This window comes from Pseudomonas fluorescens group sp. PF-69 (genome assembly GCF_054481235.1).
This window is the reverse complement of sequence record NZ_JBTMNC010000001.1, coordinates 5,276,455-5,299,099: the sequence shown is the minus strand read 5'-3', so window position 1 is coordinate 5,299,099 and position 22,645 is coordinate 5,276,455. Positions and strand designations below refer to the sequence as shown.

The window sequence follows — 22,645 nt, the reverse complement described above, 5'->3', positions numbered from 1 at the left end:
AACGGCAACTGTTCGTCATCAGCTTCCAGCATGTACTGGAGGATCTCGAGGCTGATCCGACTCAGGAGCGATATTTACATCGTTGATCCTTGGTGTTCCGGGCGGGGCTGCAGGTGAGCGAAGGGCCTAACGGGACGTGCCCAGTTCGCGTATCTCGTCGTAGCGAGCCTGCAGTTCCTGGCGCTGTTGCTTGCGTAACTGGCCCTGAGCGTAGCGACGGCGCTCGGTGAGCGTGTCGGGCAGCAAGGGGCGCACGGGGCTGGGGCGCCCAGCGCCGTCGACGGCGACCATGGTGAAGTAGCAACTGTTGGTGTGGCGCACGGTACGCTCATGGATATTCTCGGTCATGACCTTCACGCCGATCTCGAGCGAAGTGCGTCCGGTGTAGTTGACCGACGCCAGGAAGGTGACCAGTTCGCCGACGTGGATCGGCTCCTTGAAAATCACTTGGTCAACCGAAAGGGTGACCACGTAACGGCCTGCATAACGCTTGGCGCAGGCGAACGCCACTTCGTCGAGCATTTTCAACAACGCGCCGCCATGCACGTTGCCGGAGAAGTTGGCTTTGTCGGGGGTCATGAGCACGCTCATGCTCAGTTGGTAGCTGCCGGGTTCCATAGTTTCCTCATCACGGTAGGCATTGTCAGGGGTCCTTGTCGCCATGTAGGTCTGGCGCTTGAGACTTTGTCTGGGTCGCAGACGTTAACAGTCAACCGATGGAAGTAGCTATGTAACGAAGTGAAAGAGTGTATCTCGGATAAGTTAATAATTTGCCGCAGTGCGTATGTGCTCTATCGCTAAGTATAATTTAATATTGTAAATCCAGACTTAATGATAAAGTGCGCTGAACAGGGGGCGCCAGTTATTGGGCTTTATTGTTGCAAGACCTGAAATTATTATTTGCGCCGGGTGAGATAATGCGTCGCTATACCACAGTTTTAAGCAGCTTTATGTTGGCATTGATTATTCCACAACTGACCCAGGCCGCCGTTTTCGGTTGGCAGGAAAAGGCGCTGATTCAACCTGAGCAAGGGAGTGTGGAAGTCGAACTTGATCCCACTTCGCCGAAGTCTTCCATTGAAGTTCATGACCTCATCATATTCCAGAAAGATGGCGAGAATTGGGTGCGTTTCGGTGTACCGGTGATGCATGCATTGACGGGCACGACCGATTTGACGCTGGAGAGGAAAGTACTGCGCACCGAAAAATCCAAAGGCGCCTTTGGCAGCAGTCAGCATCAGTTGGTGCGGATGTCACTGTGCCTGGGTGACAAGGTATACGCCGAGGACCTTACGCTGAAAACCCACGGCAAAGGTGGTTCGCCGGTCAAACTGGGGCGTGACGTGCTTGCACACCTGGGCGTGGTGGATGCGTCGCGATTCGACACCCTCAAGCCTGATTGCAAGCCGTGATACCGCGTCAATCAGGCGCCGGGAGAGCCCCGGAGCCTGATTGGCGCTGATTTACTGGTTGAGAATCCCGCGATCCCAGTTCTGCTGATTCCTGCGCGCGTCCTGTATGAACGGTGACCACTGGATCAACTTGAGCACCACCCGGTTCAGCAACCGGCCCGGTAATGTCAAGGGGCGCTGCACATCCAGGAACAGCACTACGCGCCGCTCGTCAGTGTCGTTCCAGACCTGATGCTTGTAAGTGTCGTCGAATACCAGGCAACTGTCCTGCTGCCAATGGCGGACCTCATCACCCACCTCTATACGACACTGTTCGGCCTGTTGCGGGATGATCAGCCCCAGATGCACCCGCAGCAATCCGTTGTAAGGCCCGCGGTGGGGTGGAATGTGCTTGCCGGGGCTGAGAATCGAGAAAAACGCGGTGTACATGCCCGGGATGGCCTCGATGGCCCGTGTCGTTTCTGGACACTGCGCGCAATTGCCGTCGATCTTGTAGCCATAGCCGTAGAGGAAAAACGTCTTCCAGCGGTCGTCCTGGGTCAGTCTGGACTGGTCCTTGGATATCTGCTGAAAACTGGGAATGGCATCGCTGTTGCGCAGCACGGCATCGAGCTCGGTGCGAATCACCGCCGACCGGGATTCCAGGTCCCGGGCCCAGGCGAAGATGGCGGGATCGAAGAACGGCGTGTTACCCACCGTAGAGCTGCGCCGTATCAGGTTTTCAAGGCGTTTGATGATCCACAGGCCGATGGCGACGCTGGGACGATGTTTGCGTTTTTTCTTGGGGGTCAAAGCCGTCTTCCTGGCGGTCATGGAAAATATCCTGTTGGTTTCATGTACGAGGTCGTTGTTTCAACAGCTTCCACAGCAGCGGCCAGCAGAACACCAGCGGATAGCGGCGCAACCGCTCCGGTTGTCTGATCGGCTCGCCCCAATGGCGCTCAAGTTTCCAGATGGCGTAATCCACTCCACCCTTGACGGTAAACAGCGATTTGATCAGGCGCACCACGTTCAATGCCCGGCCTTGCACGCGCCGGATCCGCCAGTGCCGCGCCTGGCGTCGCTGCTGTTGAGCGGTGCTGTGGTTGATATACAGCTCATCGGTCATCGACCCGGTAAAGCCGGCGCCATCGACCTGGGCAGCCGCGACCAGGAGGGCGGCGAGGTAGTCTTGATTCTGCTGGGTGATCAGTGCCGGGCGATCGCTGCTTTCGGGCCGCAGTTCGGTGCCGTAGGTAAAGCTCAAGGCGCGGGTCCAGAACGTGTCGCTGTTGAAGAAGGGGGCTTGCAGGGGGACCGTTTCGCTGATCATGCGCAAGGCCGCGCGGCACACCGCTCGCTCCACGCGCAGCTGGATGGAGGACGTGCGGCTGAACACCAGGCGGCTAGGCTGGGCAAAACGCGCCCACAGGTAGCTTTGAAACCAGCTATGGGTGCCTTGTTCGAAATCGCTCACTGAGAGAATGGCGCACTTGGCGCGCAGGGTTTTGCCGGCGGTATCAGTGGTCGTGAACAGAAACACCGTGGGCGGCAGCAGGGCGTTGGCCCATTGACTGAGCCGGGAGGCGTGGATGTCCTGGTAGTGATCCACCAGGACGTACAGGTCGATCAACCCCTCATCGGTGGTGCGCGTGCGCAGGCAAGAACCGTAGAACAGGATCGCCGAGATGCCTGCGCCGAACCGCGCCATCAGCGCCTCGGTCAGTGCGTGCAGGTCCTGGCTCACCGGACGCGCCAGTTCACGGGTCACCAGCTCGAACAGGGGGCGTGTCGCCGGGTCGCGTTCAATCTCGATCATGGAGCGTCCTTACAAGGTGATGAAGCGCACGGGCAGGCTGGTCTTGATTTCAAGTGTTCCGGTCACCGGGAATATTTCGCCGTCCAGCAGGTATTCGCGCAGGTGGTCAATGCTGGCGTTTTGGGCGTTGTGGCTCAGGTAGCCGGGGTCCCGGCGCATGGCAGCGCTGGGTCGCCCGCGCAGTACGGCGGGCAAGGCCCGGCACAGGCGGGCAGGGGCCTGGGCAATGGCGGTCAGGCGCATGGGCTGGTGCTCGGTGCCCCAAAATGGCGTGCTGCCCAACAGCAATTTGTCCAGGGTGGTGGCCAATACCAGCAGCCATGGCGCCTCGCGCGTCGCGCCGTTCACCGTGATAGGGGCGTTGACGGTCGGCAGCAGATGGCTGGCCGTGCGGGAAAACAACGCCAGCAGCATGCGCACGAAGGCCGTCAATGGCCCAGCCAGCCCCTTGAGACCGGTGGGGCGAACCCGCTCATGAAAATAGCGAACGCCGGTGACGATTGAACCGGCGCCAAAGAACAGGCCGCATTGTGCTCGCCGGTTGTGTGAGTCCGACACTTGCAGCACGGCCGTGGGCCTCTCGAGCGCGGTGTGGTCGTCACGGGTCAGCCAGCGCGTCAGTGCCTTGATTGCCTTGAGTGGGCTGCCACGCAACCCGATGGCATTGGCACTCATGTTGGTGGTGCCCGCGGGGACGATGAACACCTTGGGAACTGTCGCCCCAGGGGTTTGCAGCAGGCTGGTCAGCGCCGCCTGCAGCGTGCCATCCCCGCCCACTACCACCAGCAAGTCGTTTTCCATCAGCGCCCAGCTGGCGATGGCGGTCTCGATCTCGGCAGGGGTGCGCACCTGCGCGAAGTGGGCGCGAGGCAATCTATAGATCAGACGGCACAAGCGTACCAGCTGGCGACGAACGCGCCCGCTGAGGGGGTTGATCAAAACGCCGATGCGCCGCGGCTGAGCAATTGAAGGTGAGTTGATGTTCATGACGTTGCCTAGGCGTTTCGGTCGAAGCGATAGACCAGCATCAATGCCGCACCCAGAATGAACAGCGGTGGCAACAAGGTGGTCAGCAGCGGATTCAGGGCAAACAGCAGCCCCAGGTTGACGATGATCTGATTACCCACATAGGTCAGCAGACCGACGACAGCGCCCACCGCCAGGCGGCTGCCCATCCCGGGCGCGCGCTGTTGCACGAAGGTGAAGGGCACCGCCAGCAGGATCATCGCCAGCGTCAGGATCGGCCGGCCGAACTTCTGCCACAGGGCGATGCTGTACTGATCGACCGGTTGATCGGTGGCCTTGAGGAAGTGGATGTAGCGGCTCAGTTGTTTGATGGAAAAACTGTCGCTGGGCAGGGTCAGTTCCTTGAGATGAATACTGGAAAAGATTGACGCCCATTGCAGGCTATCCAGCTCGCGGACCGTTTCTTCGCCGTTGCTCCATTGCTTGAGGTTGACCTGGTTGAGCGTCCAGTTACCGTCGCGGGATACGCTGGCGTTGTCGGCGTGAATGTAACTGGCCAGGGTGTTGTCCGGGTTGTAGCGGAATATCTCGATGCCCATGGGCAGGTTGTGCGCTGCCACGCTGTCGATCCTGGCGACTTCGTTGCCGCGCCTGGCCCAAAGCGTGCCCTTGGCATTGACTGCCTCATCGGAGCTGGTGATGGCGGCGTTGCGCATCTGCAGGCCCCGCTGCTGCAGCGGGGAGGCCACCCATTCATCCAGTGCTGCCAGACTGGCGGTCAGCAACACGCCTGCGGCGACCGCCGCCAAGGCAATGCGCACGATGGACACGCCGGCCGCGCGCAGGGCCGTGAGCTCCTGGCCTACTGCCAGATGGCCCAGGCCGACGATGCCGCCCAGCAGGGCGATGAAGGGCCCCAGGTCGATCAGGCGACGGGGTAGGGTCATCAGCACCACCGCCACCGCCTGGGTCCAGCGGTAGCCGCCAGCGCTGACATTGTCGAGTTCGTTGATCAGATCAAAAGTCGTGAACAGCGGAATCAGCAGCGCAGCGGCAGCAGCGAAACCCACGAACACGTTCCTGACCAGGTAGCGCCCCCAGATGCTCATCGCGAAACCCTCGGCAGCAGCCGCAGGTCACGGGCAATCAAGGCCCCCAGGCCAACCAGCATCAGCAGGGGGACCAGCCACAGGCCCGGGGTCAGGGGCAGGACGGTATTGGCTACCAGCGTGCGGCACAGGTTGCCGCCATAGAAGATCACCGTGAACAGAATCGTGATCGGCATCAAGGTCGAGAACCGGCCTTTGCGCGGTGCGGTCCGGCTCAGCGGCACGGCCAGCAGGGCCATGAGAATGGCATTCAGGCCGCGGCTTTCACGCCATTGCAGTTCGGCCTTTTCCTGGGGCAGGGATGACATGGCCAGCACCGCGCTGGGGGTGGATTTGCGTTTTGACTCATCGGTCGGTTCCATCGGCTTGAGGTGCAGCAGCAACTGTTTGAAATTCAGTGTGCTGTCGTTGCTGCCGCGATGCTCCAGCATATAACTGGTGCCCTGTTGCAGGGTCAGCGCCGGCGTCGTGGGGTCGGGATCAGTGATGGCCGCCACGGTGGCGCGCAGCACGCGGCTTTTGCCTTCGGCCGGGTCGTAGATCAGCGCGTCGGTGAGTTGGTTGGTGTCCGCGTCGATGCGCTGGGCCAGGATCATCCGGCCGTTGTCGTCGTTGAGGTTGAAGCGTTGTGCCTGCAGGTGGCTGACGTCGAGGTCGGATCGCGATTGCTGTACCAGCCGATAGGTTTGCGTATAGGCCCAGGGGCGGCCGTAGAACGACAACGCGGCCACCGCCAGGGCCAGGGGCATGGCGATGATCAGAATGGCCCGGTAGATACGCAACGGGCTGGCACCGGAAGCCATGATGGCGGTGATTTCCGAATCGCTGTATAGCCGGCCCAGTGCGATAGCCACCGAGGCATACAGCCCGACGGGCAGCAGCATCTCCAGCGCGATCAGCACTTTGTAGAAAACGATGTCGAAGACCATCCCCAGCGCCAGGGTGCCGTTGGCGGCCTCGGTCAGGTAGCGTTCAGCCGAGTAACTGGCGAAAACAAAGGTCAGGAAGCCGACCATCGTCGTCATCGGACGGCGTACTTCGGCAATGATGTAGCGCTCGATCGTAAGCATGTACCGCAAGCCTTCAACGCGGCATCAGCCGTGCGTAGTAAAAAGGGGAATGGAACGGGTGAGTTGGTCAGGCCGCAGGGCGCCCGTGGTCCTTGGCCATCTCGCGCAGGGTGCGCTCCACCAGGGCGAAGTCGTTGGCTGAATCCACATCCACCGCCGCTTCCGGGAAGGGCATGACCACGGCGCCCACGCGCGCGCCCAGCACCCGGGAAAGCTGCTTCAGCGCATGGTTGAGGGACAGTTCGCCCAGCAGGTAGCGCACGGTAGCCAGTGGGCCCAGCGCCCGGGCCACCACCTGTCGGGGACGCTTGCGCGCTTCTTCCATGCCACGCCAGTACTGCGCCACCTTGGCGCCCTGTGGGGTGAGGAAGGCGAACAGGTTGCTGCCGCAATACGGGCCACCCTTGAGTCGGATGGCCGTTCTGGCCGTGCCAGGGAATCGTTGCAGCACTGTCTCCAGGGGGGTCACCGCAACCGCCACGTCACAATCCAGGGTGGCTGCCTGGGTGAGGAAGTAGTCGACCATGTCACCGCGCAGCAGGGCATGGTCGGCGGTCGTCACCAACAGTGGCCAGTGTTGTCGCATGGCCAGGCCATGGACGACGCTTGCCGCCGGGGATGCCTGGGGTTGCAGAAAACTCACCTGCTCGCCGAGGATCAGCGACCGCACATGGGCGTCCCGCTCCAGCAGTGCCAGCGAAGGCCCGATCAACGTTACCCGGCCAACCTGGGCGCTGTCGTGCAAGGCGCCCAGCACACGGTGCAGCATTGGCACGCCCGCGATTGGCGTCAGCGCCTTGCAGCCTGCCGAGCCCAGCGCAGCCACCGGGTCATGGCCATGGCGATCCGCGCCAAGCACCAGCGCGTCGAAACGCGGCCGCTCAGATTGCTTTTTCATACAGACGGTACCGTTTGTAGGGGGCGGCACCGATGCGATCCAGAATAGCCCGCATACCGGTGTTGGTTTCCAGGATCCAGGACATTTCCAGTGCTTCGATGTCACGTTTCTCGAACGGCGCCTTCAAGGCTTCGATCAGCAGCAGTGCGATGACCGGCCCCATTCGGCTGAACTGGTACTGCTGTCGCACGCCCATCAGCGGTACCCGCGCGGTGCGTACGCCACTGACTTTCAGACGCCACAATAGTTTGGCCCAGCCCAATGGCAGCAGGCGCCCATCCAGGTCGGCGATGGCTTCGTTGATGTTGGGCAGGGCAACGATGAAGGCACAGGGCTCACCGTCGACCTCGGCGATGTAGATCATGTCTTCGGGCACCAGGAATTTCAGTTGCGCGCCCATCTCATCGAACTCACGTTCGGTGAACGGTACAAACCCCCAGTTTTTCTGCCAGGCATCGTTGAACACGGTGCGTAGTACCTGCATTTCCTGCGCGAAACGCTTGCGATCAAGCTGCCGGATCTTGATTCTGTTGCGCATGGAGCCCATCAGTGATGTCAGCGCTGGGGTGAAGGACAGGTCCGTGCGGCGCATCCAGTAAGCCAGCAGGTCCATGCCCTTGGCGTAGCCTTGCTGTTCCAGGCGTGCGGCGTAGTAGGGCTTGCCATGTTCCATCAGCGCCGACGGCGGTGTATCGAACCCGTCGACCAGCAGGCCGCTTTCCTGATTGATGTTCAAGCCAAACGGGCCGGTGATCCGGTGGGCGCCCTGTTTGCGCAACCAGGTTTCCGCCGTCTGAGTCAGCAGGCTGAACACGGCCTCGTCATCGATGGCGTCGAGCATGCCGAAATGGCCAGTGTCCATGCCGTGCAGATCACGATGCAGCGAATCCACCTGAGCGGTAATACGGCCCACCACTTCATTGCCGCGTCGCGCAATCCAGGCCTGCCAGTGAATGTGGTCCGATGCCGGGTTCTTCGCCGACAGATGTTCGATACGTTCCACATGCAGGGGTTGGACCCAGTGGGGATCGTCTGCGTACAAGTGGGAGGGCAGGGAGATGAAGGCTTTCAAACCAGCCTTGTCGCTGACCTGTTCTATGGAAATCATGACTGACCTAAATCCAACTAACTTCGAGGGGCATTAATTCAATTAACGCAACGCACGGCTGATCACCGCAAATGCGGCGTAAATGAAACCGTTATTAACTAAATTTGTACATAAAATCTTCATCGCTGTTTCAGATGGCGGGTATCTGATAAATGAATAGTTGTTCAGAAAACAACTCCTGTTAATCTTCGCGCCGAATTTCGATTCAATCAGAACTTGAACACTGCGCAGGCAACAATCGCTTGCTGGCTGCGGCGCAGATGCGCTGTTTCCTATCTTATTGTCGCCTGATAAATGCATCGGCCAAATGAAACGTTGCGGGTGGATTTGCCGTCATGCGGTCAGGCCGAAGGTTCACATCTAATGGCTGTGCTGTATATGTCAGAAACAAGCTCAAATCATTCCATACCCATGCGTCACGCGGACTTTGAAAGTCTGGTAGAGGCGTTGGACTATGCTGCCACCGGTCAGACCGGCATGAACTTTTATGACCGACGCAGTCAGTTGGTCAGTTCGTTCGAGTACCGCATGCTGAAACGGCGCGCCCTGATGGGCGCACGTCGCCTGCTCGGCCTGGGGCTGGTGCGGGGCGACCGGGTGGCGCTGATCGCCGACACCAATGTGACGTTCGTCGAAGTGTTCTTCGCCTGCCAATACGCGGGGCTGATCCCCGTGCCGTTGCCCATTCCCATGGGGGTTGGCCAGCATTCATCCTACGTGGACAAGCTGCGTGGGTTGCTGAGCAGTTGCAGCCCGGCCGCGGTGTGCGGTGGCGAGGAATGGCTCCCCCTGGTGCGGGAGGCCGCCGCCGATCTGCCGCCAATGCCTTTGCTCAGTGGCGCCGACATCGACGCGCTGCCAGAGGCCGAGGTCGAACTGCAGGCGCCTGGCGCGGACGATGTCGCGTACCTTCAGTACACCTCGGGGAGCACCCGCTTTCCTCGTGGCGTGGTGATTACCCAGCGCGCGGTCATGGCCAACTTGCAGGTTATCAGTCGTGATGGCATCAAGCTGCGCAAAGGCGACCGCTGCGTTTCATGGCTGCCTTTCTATCACGACATGGGCCTGGTGGGGTTCGTCCTCACACCCGTCGCCACTCAATTGTCGGTCGACTACCTGCGCACCCAGGACTTCGCCATGCGCCCCTTGCAATGGTTGAAGCTGATCAGCCGCAATCGTGGCACCGTGTCCGTGGCGCCACCGTTCGGTTACAACCTGTGCCTGCGGCGTTGCAGCGACAAAGACCTGGCCGAGCTTGACCTGAGAAGTTGGCGGGTCGCTGGCGTGGGCGCCGAGCCGGTACCGTTCGAGGCCCTGACGCAATTTGCCGAACGTTTTGCGGCAACGGGTTTCGCGACAGGGACGTTCATGCCGTGCTTCGGTCTGGCGGAAAGCACCCTGGCGGTCAGCTTTGCCGACGCCACCAAAGGCCTGCGGGCCGATGTGATCGATCGCGATGTACTGGAGCACGACGGCAAGGCCGTACCGCCCACGCCACACACACGTGCCGTCAGCACGTTCGTGAACTGCGGGGCGGCCCTGCCCGGGCACCGGCTGGAAATTCGCAACGCCCAGGGTGAGGTGCTCGGCGAGCGCGAGGTAGGGCAGATCTTCATTGCCGGCCCCAGCCTGATGAGTGGCTATTTCCGCGACCCTGACTCGCAACTGCAGGCCTCCCAATGGCTGGACACCGGCGACCTGGGTTACTTGTTCGAGGGCGATCTGCATGTCACCGGCCGCAAGAAAGACCTCATCATCATTCGCGGGCGCAACATCTGGCCCCAGGATATCGAGCATGTGGCCGAGGGCGAGCCTGACGTGCGTCCGGGCGATGCGATCGCCTTCGTGACGGCGCGCGGTGATGAGCCAGTGGTGGTGATGCAGATCCAGTGCCGGGTGGCCTCGCCCGCATCGCGCGAGCACATGGTCCGCTCGCTGTCGGGGCGCATCCAGAGTGAATTCGGCGTCAGCGTCGACATTCAACTGGTGCCGCCGCAAAGCATCCCGCGTACCTCATCCGGCAAACCGGCACGTGCTGAGGCCAAACGTCGCTACCTGAGCATGCTCGACGACCTCGCGTTGCCTGCCGTGGCCATCGCCTGATGAGTCAGACCGTGGCAATCACAGGGGCCACCGGCTTTATCGGCCGGCGCATTCTGCACGCCCTGTTGGCGCGCGGTATCGCCGTGCGTGCGTTGACCCGCCGATCGGTGGCGAACCTGGACGCCGTGACGTGGGTGCGCGGGTCGCTGGAAGATGAAGCATCGCTGGCCAGGCTGGTCAGCGGCGCCAGTGCTGTCATCCATTGCGCTGGCCAGGTGCGTGGTCGCAGCCGCGTAGTGTTTCAGCGCTGTAACGTCGAGGGCACCCAGCGCCTGGTGCAGGCAGCCAAGGCTGCCGGTTGCGAGCGTTTCCTGTTGTTTTCTTCGCTGGCTGCCAGGTACCCGCACCTGTCGTGGTACGCCGAGTCCAAGTTCGACGCCGAAGTCGCCGCCCTCGAGGCGGCCGCCGACATGCCCCTCAGCGTTTTCCGGCCCACGGCCGTCTATGGGCCAGGCGACAGCGAATTGCAGCCGGTGCTGTCGGCACTGCTGCGTGGCTGGCTGCCCCGGCTTGGCCATGCCGATGCACGGCTGTCTTTTCTGCATGTGGAAGACCTGGTCCAGGCGACCCTGCGCTGGCTCGACGCGGAGGCCATTCATGCCGTGCGCTACGAAATCAATGACGGTGCCAAGGATGGTTACGGTTGGAAGCAACTGGCCGCCATGGGGGCGCTGATACGCGGAGGGCCGGTACGCCTGATCGGTGTTCCCACAGCCTTACTCTTGCAGCTGTCACGCCTGAACCTGGCCTGGCATCGCCTGGCCGGCGGCGAGCCCATGCTGACGCCGAGCAAGGTCAACGAGCTTATCCATCCCGACTGGTCATCCAGCAACCGCCATATCTCGAAGGACCTGGGCTGGTACCCGGCCATCGAGCTTGAACACGCGTTGCGTGAACGGTTGTTTTGATCCCACTTTCATACAGATATCAGACTCTTTTTATGTTGAATCGCGAAGTCGTCACCGACTACATCCTGGAATGCCTGAGCGGCTTGACCGCCGACAAGCAACGGCCGGTAGGCCTGCACAGCAACCTGATCGACGACCTGGGCCTTGAGTCCATCAAGATCATGGACTTGCTGATGATGCTGGAGGACCAGTTCGACCTGTCCATCCCAATCAATATCCTGATCGATGTCAGCACGCCCGCCGACCTCACCGATGCACTGATGATTTACCTGGAGGAGCATCATGGGGTTGTATGACGGTTTCTCCCGCCTGGCACAGGAGCGCGAAGCGTTCCAGGACGACGGCCTCAACCCTTTTGGCACCTGCATCGATGAGGTCCATTGCGCCACTCAGGGGCGCATCGGCAATCGTCGCGTCATTCTGGCCGGTACCAACAACTACCTGGGCCTGACGTTTGACCCCAAGGCCATTGCCGCCGCCCAGGCTGCCCTGGTCGAGCAGGGCACTGGCACCACCGGTTCGCGCATGGCCAACGGCAGTTACGGCGGGCACGTGGCACTGGAGCAGGAGTTGGCGGCGTTCTTCGAGCGGCCGTCCGCCATTGTCTTCTCCACCGGTTACGTCGCTAACCTGGGCATCATCAGCGCCCTGGCGACCCCCAAGGCCGTGGTGCTGCTCGATGCCGATTGCCACGCCAGTATCTACGATGCGTGCACCCTGGGCGGGGCGCAGATCATCCGCTTTCGTCACAACGACGCCGCGGACCTTGAGCGACGCATGGTGCGCCTCGGCGAACAGGCCAAGGATGCGCTGATCATCGTCGAAGGCATCTACAGCATGCTCGGTGACGTGGCTCCGCTAAAGGAAATCGTCGAGATCAAGCGCCGCCTGGGCGGCTACCTGCTGCTGGACGAGGCGCACTCCTTCGGTGTGATGGGTGCGACTGGCCGTGGCCTGGCCCAGGCGCTGGACGTGGAGCAGGACGTCGACATCATCCTCGGGACGTTCAGCAAGAGCCTGGCGGCCATCGGCGGTTTCGCGGTGGGCAATGACCGCGCCATGGAAGTGCTGCGCTATGCCAGTCGCCCTTATATTTTCACCGCCTCGCCGTCGCCATCGGCCATTGCCTCCGTGCGTTCGGCGTTGCAGACCATTGCACAAGCCCCTCAGTTGCGCGAAAAGCTCTGGCAAAACGCCCATCGCCTGTATGACGGCCTGGCAGCATTGGGTTACCAGGTGGGCCCGCATGCCAGTCCGGTGGTGCCGGTGATGATCGGCACCAAGGAGCAGGGCGTGCGCTTCTGGCGAGCGTTGATCGAGCACGGGGTGTACGTGAACCTGGTGCTGCCGCCGGCCGCGCCGGCGGGCATCACGCTGGTGCGGTGCAGTGTCAGCGCAGCCCATTCGGAACAGGAAATCGACGCCATGGTGGGGGCATTCGCCGCCCTGCGCGACAGCGATATCCTGGAGTCGGTGGCATGAGAATCATCCTGGCGTTCGGTAAATCCTACCCCCTTCGCACCCTCTTGATGCTGCTCAGCCTGGTGGTCGCCGGCGTGGTGGAGGGCGTGAGCCTGACCACCATGCTGCCCCTGGTGTCGGTCATGCTGGGTGACAGCGGCCACTCGAGCATGGTCGCCGGCCATGTTGCCAGCGTGCTGCACAGCGTGGGGCTGGAGCCCTCCATCACCGTACTGCTGATTATCATCGTGGTCGGCATGTCCTTGACCAGCCTGTTGATTCTGCTGGCCAACCGTCAGGTGGGCTACACCGTGGCACACGTCGCCACGGACCTGCGTGTCGACCTGATCAATGCCACGCTGGGCAGCCGTTGGGAGCATTACCTGCGTCAGCCGGGCGGGGCCCTGGCCAACGCCGTGGCCACCGAGGCGTTCCGTGCCTCGACGGCCTACGAGCACGCCGCCAACATGGTGGCCCTGACGATTCAGGCCATTGCCTACGCCATCATTGCCTTAGTGGTGTCCTGGCAGGCCGCCCTGGTGTGCATTGCCCTGGGCCTGGCCATTTTACTGGCCTTGCGGGGCCTGGTGAAAACCTCGCGCAAGGCCGGCAAAAGCCAGACCGGGCTGATGCGCGAACTGCTGATCAACCTGAGCGACACCCTGGGTTCGGTCAAACCGCTGAAGGCCATGGCCCGCGAGGACATCGCCGATTCGCTGCTGCGCAGCCAGGCGACTGAGCTCAACATCGCCATGGAAAAGGAAGTCACCAGCCGCGAGACCCTGCGCGCCCTGCAGGAGCCGCTGCTGGCGCTGCTGGCCGCAGGCGGTCTGTACGCCGGCCTGGTGATCTGGAAGCTGCCGATGTCCTCGGTGATGGTGCTGATCTTCATGGTCGTGCGCGTGCTTGGGCTGATGCACAAGGCCCAGCAGCGCTACCACCGCATGGTCGGGCAGGAGAGTGCGTTCTGGGCCCTGCGCGAGGCGGTGGACGAAGCCGAGGCCCAGCGTGAACCCGCCGGCGGTAGCCTCCAGCCAACGTTGGCCCGGAACATTGCGTTCGATCAGGTTTCGTTTACCTACGGCGGTCGACGCATCCTCGACGAGGCCAGCGTGAGTTTCGAGGTGGGGACCATGACAACCCTGATCGGCCCGTCGGGCACCGGCAAAACCACGGTGCTTGACCTGCTGTGCGCTTTGCTGGTGGCTCAGGATGGCCGCATCAGCGTGGATGGCCAGTCGCTGGCCGATCTGCAACGGCGCAGCTGGCGCCGGATGATTGGCTACGTGACCCAGGAAACCCTGCTGCTGCACGACAGTGTGCTGGCCAACGTCACCCTGGGTGAACCGTCACTGACCGAAGCCGATGCCGAGCATGCGTTGCGTCAGGCTGGCGCCTGGGAATTCGTGCAGGGCCTGGATCAAGGTCTGTACACGCGGGTAGGGGAGCGAGGCGGCCAACTGTCCGGTGGTCAGCGCCAGCGGATCATTATCGCCCGCGCGCTGGCGCACCGGCCCAGCCTGCTGATTCTGGACGAGGCCACCAGTGCACTGGACGCCGAATCCGAAGCCGACATCTGCGCCACGCTCAAGGCGTTGACGCCGAGCATCACCATTATTGCCGTATCGCACCGGCCGCGCCTGATCGAGGTGGCGGACAAGGTTGTCGAGCTGGTCGAGGGTAAATTCAAGGTCGTGACAGGTGGGCATGCGCCGCTGCCGCGTCCCGCTCTGATCCATGGCACGGGAGGCCGCTGAAATGTCGATGAACCATGAGAACGAACTGGCGCCAGTGATCGCCTTTGTCGGCTGCGACGGTGCGGGCAAGACCACCGTTTCCGACGCTATCCTGGCGTGGATGCGCGAGTCCGGACAGGTTGAAAGCTGCCATCTGGGCATTCAGTCCAAGGCCTTGGGCGAGAAACTGGTGGGCTTGCCGCTGGTGGGAGGCGCACTCAAGCGTCTGATTGCCAAAAACTCGCCGAAAACAATGTCGCAAGGCAACGCGTCGCGAACCTCGATCGAGGCGCCGAGTACCCTGGCGGCGGCCGCGATTTTTCTGCTGTCCGTGCGGCGTTGGCGGCGCTATCAGAAGATGATGTCGCTGCGACGCCAGGGTGTTGCGGTGATCGCCGATCGCTTTCCGCAAATTGCCGTGGCCAAAATGAAGATCGATGGCCCGGGCCTCGTTGGCGTACCGCATCGCAATGCGCTGGTGCGCTGCCTGGCACGTTGCGAACGCTTGCTGTACTGCTACATGGTGAGCTATCGCCCTGACGTGGTGATTCGGCTCAATGTCGATCTGGAAACGGCCTACAAGCGCAAACCGGACCACCGCTACGCATCGTTGGCCACCAAGATCGCGTTGGTACCGCAGCTGGAATACCAGGGCAGTCCGATCATTGATCTGGACAGTACCCAGCCGCTGGACACCGTCATCGACCAGGCCAAGCATGCCATCAGTGCATGCCTGTCCCGCCAGCGAGCCGTGTAATGGCTAGCCGTAGCGCCTTCCGGCGCCTGGCGCCCTTGGTCGCCATCATCGGCCCGGACGGTGCCGGCAAGACCACCGCGGCGCACTACCTGTGCTCGGTCATTGCCAATAGCCAATATGCCTATCTGGGGCTGGGCTCCGGGGCGCTGGGGCTGAAGATTCGCCAGCTGCCGTGGATAGGCGCGATGCTGGAGCGGCATCTGTCCGCCAAGGCCAGTCGGGCTCGAACGCCCGGCGAGCGTATTTCCGGGCCTGTCACGGCTGCGGTCATCTACCTGTTCGGCAGGCTGCGCTGGCGCCGTTTCCTGCACATGCTGCAGGTGCGCGAGAGCGGGCGGTTGGTGATCTGTGATCGCTACCCCCAGGTGCAGATCGCCGGGCTCAACGATGGTCCGGGGTTGTCGGCAGCCCACGCCACGGGCTGGTTCACCGCGTTGCTGGCCCGGCGTGAGCGCGACCTCTACATCGAGATGGCCCAGATACCGCCCACGCTGGTCATCCGGCTCAATGTGGACGCCCGCACGGCCTGGGAGCGCAAGCCCGACCATGACCTGGCCCTGATCGAACGCAAGGTGGCCGCCACCGCGGCCTTGAAGTTTCCCGGGGCGCGAGTGGTCGAGGTGGATGCGCGCTTGCCGCAGGCCCAGGTGCACGCCATTTGCCGTCAGATCATCGAAATACTGGTCAGTGAGACCCCGGGCTTTTCCTCATTACTTGAACCGCAGGTTACACGCGTTGAATAAGCCTATGCCCCATCAGGGCGCCCAGCCCCTTGCGAATGCCTCTGGCACGCCGCTCCTGCGCCGTTCCAGTGCCAGCTCACTGGCCGTCATGTACCTGTTTTTCTGGTATTTTTCCGGTCCCCTGCAATGGTTGATCTACCATGCCGGTGTCGCCGGCCTTGACGGCTTCTGGCAAGCCAGCGCGGCAAGCCTGCTGTGGCTGATCCCGCCGTTGCTGTTTCCGCGCTGGACACGGCCCATCGTCGGGTTGACAGGGCTGGTGTTGTGGATGTGCTCGCTGACCGCGCTGGCTTACTTCCTGATCTATGGCCAGGAGTTTTCGCAAAGCGCGATCTTCATCATGTTCGAGTCCAACATGAGTGAGTCCAGTGAGTATATTTCCCAGTATTTCTCCTGGTCCAAATTGGCCGCGCTGGTTGCCTACACCGTCATCGCGCTGGGGTTATGGCTCAGGGTTCGCCCCGTTGCGTTCTCGGGGCGTGCCAAGGTGGTGTTGTGCCTGCTGATTGCCTTTGCATCGGTGGGCTACTCAGCCCTTCATGAGTACCGCAAGCGTGGCGACCTGGAGATGCGCATCGGTAAGTTTCAGCAGAATATGCAGTCGGCATCGCCTTGGCAGATGGTCATTGGCTACACGCAGTACCGTCAGCAATTGGCCGATATGGCAAATATGTTCGAGGGCTGGAAAGCCATTGCGCCCTTGCAGCATCTGGTGGATGCCCATGCCGGGCAGCCAGCGACAATGGTGTTGGTTATCGGCGAGTCGACTGACCGCCAGCGCATGAGTCTGTACGGCTACACTCGCCAGACCACGCCACAACTGGATGCCTTGCGGTCCGAGCTCGACGTGTTTGATCAGGTAGTGGCGCCGCGACCGTATACCATCGAAGTGCTGCAGCAGGTGTTGACCTTTGCCGACCAGGAACATCCGGACCTGTACCTGACGACGCCTTCGTTGATCAGCGTGATGAAGCAGGCCGGTTACAAAACGTTCTGGATCACCAATCAGCAGACCATGACCCAGCGCAATACGATGCTCACCACCTTCTCCAAGCAGGCGGACGAGCAGGTCTATCTGAATAACAACCGGGATCAGAACTCCACCAGCCAATACGACGAAGACGTGCTGGAACCGTTTAGCCAGGTCCTCAAGGACAAGGCACCGCGCAAGCTGATTGTCGTGCACTTGCTGGGCACCCACATGAACTACCGCTACCGGTTCCCCAAGAGCTTCGCGCGCTTCCAGGACAGCGCCGAGGTACCGCGCTATATCACGGACAAGACGCTGCGCAAATACAACGACTATGACAATGCCGTGTTCTACAACGATCATGTGGTCAGCTCGTTGATTGGTCGCTTCAAGCGCACCAACCCCCATGGCTTCCTGGTGTATTTGTCAGATCATGGTGAGTCGGTGTACGACCCGGTGGCGCCGCATATGTTGGGGCGTAATGAGGAGGCGCCGACGTGGCCCATGTACACCGTACCTTTCCTGGTATGGCGCTCGCCGAGCTGGAAGGAGGACAGCCCGCTCGATCTGCACGATGCGCTGCACCGTGAGTGGACCACATCGCACTTCATCCACACTTGGGCGGATCTGGCCGGGCTGCGCTTCGACACGTTCGAACCGTGGAAAAGTATCGTCAACCCGGCCTATCGCCGAGGCCGGCTGCTGATTGGTGATCCCCACCAGCCGGCCAAGCTGCGTGACTTCAACACGCTGGGCAACGCGCCTTGAATGGCCGGTTAAGCCGCAGCGGCCGCTAGGTTGCCCAGGTTGCCCATGTGCTGCTCCAGCCGGGTGCGCAACCAGCGCTCGGCCGGGTCGTTGTCAGTCAGGCTCAGCCAGACCATGGACAACTCCAGCGGCGGCACCTCGAACGGGCAGGGGTCGTCGCGCAAGTTGCCCCACCCCAGTAACGCCTTCGCCGCGTAGTCGGGGCAGCTCGCCAGCAGATCGGTACCGTTGAGGGCCGCCGGCAGCGAGCTGAACTGCGGGATCGACAGTACCACCTTGCGGTCGCGGCCGATTTTAGCCAGGCATTCGTCGACGATACCGTGGATATTGGCCGTGTAAGAGACTTGAACATGGGGGCGGGTACAGAACTCGTCCAGGGTCAGAGGCGTGTCAGTGTTATTGGCGCGCAGGATGCGTGGTTCGATGCGTCTGAGCAATTTGCGCTTGGCGTTGGCGGGCAGTTCGCGGGTCTCGGTAATGCCGACGGTGATGTCGCCAGACGCCAACAGGTCGGGAATGCGCCAATAGTCGGCATGCTGGATGATCACGACCACGTTGGGGGCTTCATCGCGCAGCGCCGCCAGAAAGGGCGGCAGCAGGGCGAATTCGACGTCGTCGGAAAGGCCAATCTTGAAAGTCAGGCGGCTTTCCAGCGGATCGAACTGGTGTGCGAGGCTGAGCGCCGTGGCCATGGCGTCAAGGGCGGGCGATAGATGCCGGATGATTTCTTCGGCGCGGCGAGTCGGTTCCATGCGGTGACCGACTCGAACAAACAGGGGGTCATTGAACAGCGTTCGCAGCCGGCCCAGGGCTGTGCTGACGGTTGGCTGGCCCAAATACATTTTTTCGGCGACGCGGGTGACGTTTTGTTCCTGCATGAGCGCTTCGAAAATGACCATCAGGTTGATGTCGGATTTTCGCAGTTCATTTCGATTCATGGGCGCCTTTCAACTGCCTTGCAAGTCAGCGCATGGCAGTGCCTGGGAAGTTGAGCGAAGGAGTCTCTGATGGTTGAGCTAGACGCACTCAGGCCATAGAAAAGTATTTCGAGTTGTTACGGGGCGCGAAACTTAGCATGTGCTTTTCAGCGGCACCATGGCGCTTTCTGGAATGCCTAGTTACCGTTTTTGTAACAATAGTGAGCGATCGTTATCAGGGACAAAGACGCACGGTGTTTTTCGCTTGGCGCAATCAAAGCAGTCGGCAGACGCCGTAGAGTGCCCGTGCTTGACAGGGGGTATCGATGATTGAAAGTGTTTGCCGGCGGTGCTGGTGCCCTTTCGCTGGAGGCCAATGCGGCGCCTGATGTCGACTTGCTGTCAGGGACTTATACCGGCGCGGGCAGCAAAGGCATTCACCGCTACGCCTTCGACAGTGAAACGGGCCAGATCACCAAGACACGCCAGCAGGTTGTCAATAGCGAAAATACTGATGGCGAGGAACCGACGTTTGCCGGCTTGGCCAGGGATGAACATTATTTGTTCATCGCCAACTACGCGGTGCAAGCAGTGCCCGGTGGCAGCCTGGCGGTAGTGAGTGTCGGCAAGGACGGTGTGCTCAGCCTGGTCGTGGAGCAGCAAACCCATCCCGCGTCCAGGGTCAAGCCCCAGCGCCAGGCCAGCAGCCACATGCATTCGTTGGTTTCCAGCCCGGACGGTCGGTTCGTCCATGTGCGGGACCTGGACAACGATAACGGCTTCAAGCTCAACGGTTCGGGCACCACCGGTACGCGGGTGCCCGTGGAGCTGGTGTGGGCGCCCCAGGTCAACAAGCTGCCAGGCGAATACCGCCTCGGCGACAGTTCGAAGTCGGAATTTTGCCCCCCATTTTGCCCCCAACGTTCACTGGGCTCGGGCGGGAAGGCAAGCCTTCACCCCGAACACGATTCTGAACGGCCCCCAATCGTTCTCCCTGTCCTTTGGCTTGATGGTAGATAAATCCATTAAGTTGTGGCTAAAGCTGGAAATCAAGCGATAAGTCACAGATTTAGGGGATTAAGTTGCTTGATAGGACTGGACGTTAATTCTATAATTTTGGGGACTAACTGGCGCAGAATGGGCTGGGTACACACTATGTTGGATTTAAGCTTCAGCAAGCCGAGCGAGGTCGTCAAGCGCCTCTGCGATCGCTTGCGCACAGAGCGCTTGGCGCAGGACATGACACAAGCCGACTTGGCCGGGCGTGCCGGCATCGGCACAAATACAGTGTCCAACCTTGAAGCCGGGCGCAATGTCGGATTCGAGAACGTCGTTCGGGTGGCGATGGCTCTTGGCCGAACCAAGGAGCTTGAAGGCCTGTTCCTGCCAAAGCTGGACAGCATCGAGGATATTCGGCGCTACGAAAACAGCGCCAATCGTCTCCGTACAAAGAGGAAGTCCGGCAATGCTTGAGCAGGTGAACGTCTTCTACGAGGGCTGGGGTGAGCGATGGCAATGGGGCACGCTGGTCTCCACGACTGCCCTGACCGGTCGGCCGCTGATCGTGTTCGAGTACAGCAATGAAGCCAGGCAAAGGGGCTTGGAACTGTCCTCCTACACGCTGCCGTTGGAGGGGACTCAGTTGCGCCGAGACTTTCCAGATCACCAACTGCACTTGCCAGGGCCTGTTTACGACTCGTTGCCGGATGGGTGGGGCATGTTGCTGATGGACCGTATGTTCAGGCGCCGCGGGCTCACTACGGCGCGCATCGGCTCACTGGAACGGCTGGCTTACATCGGTAGCAATGCAATGGGGGCCATGACGTTTGAGCCCGTGGCACCCGAAGGGCAGGCATCTGAAGTCCACATCCCGCTGGAGCAGCTTGCCGCCGAAGTGCGGGAAGTGCTCCATGGAGACGGTGGCGAGTTCCTGCAGACGTTGCTGCTGGTGGGCGGCTCGCCTCAAGGTGCAAGGCCCAAGGCCCTCGTCTATCGCGATCCCGATACTGGCCAGTTTACCACTGCCGTCACGGCGGGCTTTGATGCATGGTTGATTAAGTTCCCGGCCAAAGAAGAACACGCCGAGGTGTGCGCTATCGAAATGGTCTACGCCGAATGCCTGCGCATGTGTGGTATCGAGACCCCCGAGACGCAGTACTTCAGTCTGCCTGATGGGTTGGCAGCGTTCGCCAGTAAGCGATTTGACCGTCGGGATGGGCTGCGTGTACCCATGCAAAGCCTCGCGGCCTTTACGGGGGCAAACTACCGGTCTCCGGGGGTGTTGGACTACGTCAACTTCTTGCGAGCAACACAGATGTGTACCAACGACGTGCGAGAGATGGCGGTGGCCTTCGAACGTGCCGTCTTCAATGTGGCGTTCAACAACAGAGACGATCATCCCAAGAACTTTGCCTACATCATGTCGCAAGACGGTCAGTGGAGACTGTCGCCGGCTTACGACGTGACCTTCTGCGAGGGGCCAAGTGGATATCACCAGATGGATGTGATGGGCGAAGCCCTGTCGATTTCCCGCACACAAATGCTTCGGCTTGCCGAGGAAGCCGAGGTGCCCCCGGACGTTGCCGGCAGAATGATTGACGGCATTTGTGATGTGGCGAGCCGGTTTGCAAGCATCGCCGAGAACCTATACCCACAGGTCATTACTCGAGACACCTTGCGCACGATCCAAGACCGCATCGATCAGAACGTAGCTCGGTTACACCGCGGTCATGCGGGCAGCGGTCGCCGTTGAAGATCGGGAGGCGCGGGCGACGCTCATAATCGATGCTGTCGTGTGCTTCGAGCACGTAGGGTCCTGTGCTGTCGAAGACGTGGGTGTTTGGTCTATCAAATGGCAGAAATGATCAGATCAACAGCCTGCCCGACGACGCCTAGAGACTGTCCGGATCCCCGAAAAACATCTGAATCCGCGACCGCAACCAGCGCTCGCCCGGATCGTTGTCCTGTGACCCGCGCCAGGCCATGTGCAATTCGAAGCTGCGCACCGGCAGCGGCGGATCTTCGGCCCGCACACCGCCTGCGGCGGTCAGCGCGTCGGCGGTATAGTCCGGCACGGTCGCCACAATGTCGGTGCCGGAGAGGAGGGTGCTCAAGCCGTTGAACTGCGGTACGGCAAGTACCACGTGACGTTTGCGCCCAAGCTTTTCCAGTTCTTCATCAATGAAGCCGCTGAGATCGCCCGCGAACGACACCAGCGCATGGGGCCGCGCACAGTAATCATCCAGGCTCAAAGGCCCCGGCACGGTGTCGGCCCGCAACAGCTTGGGCTGGCTGCGGCGCAGTACTTTGCGCTTGGCGTTCGCCGGCAAATCGGTGGTGTAGCTGACACCGATGGAAATTTCACCGGATGCCAACAGTCCTGGCATCAGGATGTAGTTGACCCGCCGCACCACCAGGACGATCCCCGGGGATTCGGCGCGCAGCCGCTTGAGCAACATGGGCAGCAAGGCAAATTCAACGTCGTCCGACAACCCGATGCGAAACACCGCAGTACTGGTGGCCGGATCGAACTCGGCCGCACGGCTGACCGCGGTGGAAATCGAATCCAGCGCCGGTGAGAGCAGGGCGAAGATCTCCACGGCCCGGGCGGACGGCTCCATGCTGCGGCCGGTGCGCACAAACAGCGGATCATCAAACAGCCCGCGCAGGCGTGAAAGCGCCGCACTGATGGCCGGTTGGCCGAGGAACAGTTTCTCGGCAGCGCGAGTCACACTGCGCTCGTGCATCAATGTTTCGAATACGATTAACAGGTTCAGGTCGACACGACGCAGGTCATTACGATTCATCTGGAGTCCTGGCAGAGTCAGCAAACTTGACGTGTGCAGCCATATGAGAACAATGGCCAGCGAGAATATTACGGGGAAAGGCTGGTACTCTGCACCGAGTAATTCAGTTTTCCTA

22 protein-coding genes are annotated in these 22,645 nt (G+C 61.2%); 12 read left to right on the top strand and 10 right to left on the bottom strand.

The features are described from left to right. Positions 1 to 126: 126 nt before the first annotated feature. A complete protein-coding gene (locus ACX3YF_RS24910) occupies positions 127 to 618 on the bottom strand; it encodes an acyl-CoA thioesterase (RefSeq protein WP_130209350.1) in 492 nt (163 codons plus the stop codon). A 299-nt stretch (positions 619 to 917) separates the two neighbouring features. Here ACX3YF_RS24910 and ACX3YF_RS24905 point away from each other — a divergent pair, with 299 nt between their 5' ends. After that, positions 918 to 1,412 (top strand): putative ATP-dependent zinc protease, encoded by a 495-nt coding sequence (locus ACX3YF_RS24905; RefSeq protein WP_130209348.1) that lies wholly within the window; start codon positions 918 to 920, stop codon positions 1,410 to 1,412. 51 nt (positions 1,413 to 1,463) lie between these two features. Here the strand turns inward: ACX3YF_RS24905 and ACX3YF_RS24900 are convergent, their stop codons facing one another. The 7 genes from ACX3YF_RS24900 to ACX3YF_RS24870 all read right to left on the bottom strand — a co-directional run bounded on the left by ACX3YF_RS24900 (position 1,464) and on the right by ACX3YF_RS24870 (position 8,361). Continuing rightward, positions 1,464 to 2,225: an aspartyl/asparaginyl beta-hydroxylase domain-containing protein gene (locus ACX3YF_RS24900; protein WP_130209346.1), complete on the bottom strand. Its 762-nt coding sequence runs from the start codon at positions 2,223 to 2,225 to the stop codon at positions 1,464 to 1,466. 19 nt (positions 2,226 to 2,244) lie between these two features. After that, positions 2,245 to 3,210: a hypothetical protein gene (locus tag ACX3YF_RS24895; protein ID WP_130209344.1), complete on the bottom strand. Its 966-nt coding sequence runs from the start codon at positions 3,208 to 3,210 to the stop codon at positions 2,245 to 2,247. Positions 3,211 to 3,219: 9 nt separating this feature from the next. Next, complete coding sequence (locus tag ACX3YF_RS24890; protein ID WP_130209342.1) at positions 3,220 to 4,197, bottom strand: diacylglycerol/lipid kinase family protein; 978 nt, start codon at positions 4,195 to 4,197, stop codon at positions 3,220 to 3,222. 8 nt (positions 4,198 to 4,205) lie between these two features. Beyond that, the gene (lptG, locus tag ACX3YF_RS24885) at positions 4,206 to 5,285 is read right to left on the bottom strand and encodes an LPS export ABC transporter permease LptG (RefSeq protein WP_130209340.1); all 1,080 of its coding nucleotides are present in this window, start codon (positions 5,283 to 5,285) and stop codon (positions 4,206 to 4,208) included. Next, the gene (gene lptF, locus ACX3YF_RS24880; protein WP_130209338.1) at positions 5,282 to 6,355 is read right to left on the bottom strand and encodes an LPS export ABC transporter permease LptF; all 1,074 of its coding nucleotides are present in this window, start codon (positions 6,353 to 6,355) and stop codon (positions 5,282 to 5,284) included. The genes lptG and lptF overlap by 4 nt, the downstream gene beginning before the upstream one ends. Positions 6,356 to 6,422: 67 nt before the next feature. Continuing rightward, positions 6,423 to 7,253, bottom strand: a complete 831-nt coding sequence (locus ACX3YF_RS24875; RefSeq protein WP_130209336.1) for a nucleotidyltransferase family protein — start codon at positions 7,251 to 7,253, stop codon at positions 6,423 to 6,425. Next, positions 7,237 to 8,361, bottom strand: coding sequence for an N-acetyltransferase (locus tag ACX3YF_RS24870; RefSeq protein WP_130209334.1), 1,125 nt, complete (start codon positions 8,359 to 8,361; stop codon positions 7,237 to 7,239). Before ACX3YF_RS24870 ends, ACX3YF_RS24875 begins: the two co-directional genes overlap by 17 nt. Before the next feature lie 363 nt (positions 8,362 to 8,724). On the opposite strand from ACX3YF_RS24870, the gene ACX3YF_RS24865 reads away from it, so the two are divergent. Genes ACX3YF_RS24865 through cptA form a run of 8 tightly spaced genes read left to right on the top strand, consistent with a single transcriptional unit; the run spans position 8,725 to position 17,807 of the window. Then, positions 8,725 to 10,464, top strand: coding sequence for a fatty acyl-AMP ligase (locus ACX3YF_RS24865; RefSeq protein ID WP_130209332.1), 1,740 nt, complete (start codon positions 8,725 to 8,727; stop codon positions 10,462 to 10,464). 11 nt (positions 10,465 to 10,475) lie between these two features. Continuing rightward, the gene (locus ACX3YF_RS24860) at positions 10,476 to 11,372 is read left to right on the top strand and encodes an NAD-dependent epimerase/dehydratase family protein (protein ID WP_262984257.1); all 897 of its coding nucleotides are present in this window, start codon (positions 10,476 to 10,478) and stop codon (positions 11,370 to 11,372) included. A gap of 32 nt (positions 11,373 to 11,404) precedes the next feature. Then, positions 11,405 to 11,668, top strand: a complete 264-nt coding sequence (locus ACX3YF_RS24855) for an acyl carrier protein (protein ID WP_130209328.1) — start codon at positions 11,405 to 11,407, stop codon at positions 11,666 to 11,668. Beyond that, a complete protein-coding gene (gene spt / locus ACX3YF_RS24850; protein ID WP_448647858.1) occupies positions 11,655 to 12,854 on the top strand; it encodes a serine palmitoyltransferase in 1,200 nt (399 codons plus the stop codon). The genes ACX3YF_RS24855 and spt overlap by 14 nt, the downstream gene beginning before the upstream one ends. Further along, positions 12,851 to 14,590 carry an ABC transporter ATP-binding protein gene (locus ACX3YF_RS24845; RefSeq protein WP_458974486.1) on the top strand — a complete coding sequence of 580 codons (1,740 nt, stop codon included), beginning with the start codon at positions 12,851 to 12,853 and terminating at the stop codon, positions 14,588 to 14,590. The genes spt and ACX3YF_RS24845 overlap by 4 nt, the downstream gene beginning before the upstream one ends. A 1-nt stretch (position 14,591) precedes the next feature. Beyond that, entirely contained in the window at positions 14,592 to 15,326 is a 735-nt protein-coding gene (locus ACX3YF_RS24840; protein WP_223272709.1) for a nucleoside/nucleotide kinase family protein, read from the top strand. Then, the gene (locus ACX3YF_RS24835) at positions 15,326 to 16,069 is read left to right on the top strand and encodes a nucleoside/nucleotide kinase family protein (RefSeq protein WP_458974485.1); all 744 of its coding nucleotides are present in this window, start codon (positions 15,326 to 15,328) and stop codon (positions 16,067 to 16,069) included. The genes ACX3YF_RS24840 and ACX3YF_RS24835 overlap by 1 nt, the downstream gene beginning before the upstream one ends. Further along, on the top strand, positions 16,062 to 17,807 hold the full coding sequence (gene cptA / locus ACX3YF_RS24830; protein WP_223272708.1) for a phosphoethanolamine transferase CptA: 1,746 nt from the start codon (positions 16,062 to 16,064) through the stop codon (positions 17,805 to 17,807). The genes ACX3YF_RS24835 and cptA overlap by 8 nt, the downstream gene beginning before the upstream one ends. A gap of 8 nt (positions 17,808 to 17,815) precedes the next feature. Here the strand turns inward: cptA and ACX3YF_RS24825 are convergent, their stop codons facing one another. Next, entirely contained in the window at positions 17,816 to 18,745 is a 930-nt protein-coding gene (locus ACX3YF_RS24825) for a LysR family transcriptional regulator (RefSeq protein WP_130209320.1), read from the bottom strand. A gap of 315 nt (positions 18,746 to 19,060) precedes the next feature. Between ACX3YF_RS24825 and ACX3YF_RS24820 the strand changes: the two genes are divergently transcribed. The 3 genes from ACX3YF_RS24820 (at position 19,061) to ACX3YF_RS24810 (ending at position 21,476) form a co-directional block, all read left to right on the top strand. After that, entirely contained in the window at positions 19,061 to 19,744 is a 684-nt protein-coding gene (locus tag ACX3YF_RS24820; RefSeq protein ID WP_458974870.1) for a lactonase family protein, read from the top strand. Between the two features lie 135 nt (positions 19,745 to 19,879). Continuing rightward, positions 19,880 to 20,197 carry a helix-turn-helix domain-containing protein gene (locus tag ACX3YF_RS24815; protein WP_130209316.1) on the top strand — a complete coding sequence of 106 codons (318 nt, stop codon included), beginning with the start codon at positions 19,880 to 19,882 and terminating at the stop codon, positions 20,195 to 20,197. Next, positions 20,190 to 21,476, top strand: a complete 1,287-nt coding sequence (locus ACX3YF_RS24810; protein ID WP_458945322.1) for a type II toxin-antitoxin system HipA family toxin — start codon at positions 20,190 to 20,192, stop codon at positions 21,474 to 21,476. The genes ACX3YF_RS24815 and ACX3YF_RS24810 overlap by 8 nt, the downstream gene beginning before the upstream one ends. Before the next feature lie 139 nt (positions 21,477 to 21,615). Here ACX3YF_RS24810 and ACX3YF_RS24805 read toward each other — a convergent pair whose 3' ends face one another. Next, entirely contained in the window at positions 21,616 to 22,530 is a 915-nt protein-coding gene (locus ACX3YF_RS24805; RefSeq protein WP_047528682.1) for a LysR family transcriptional regulator, read from the bottom strand. Positions 22,531 to 22,645 lie beyond the last annotated feature (115 nt).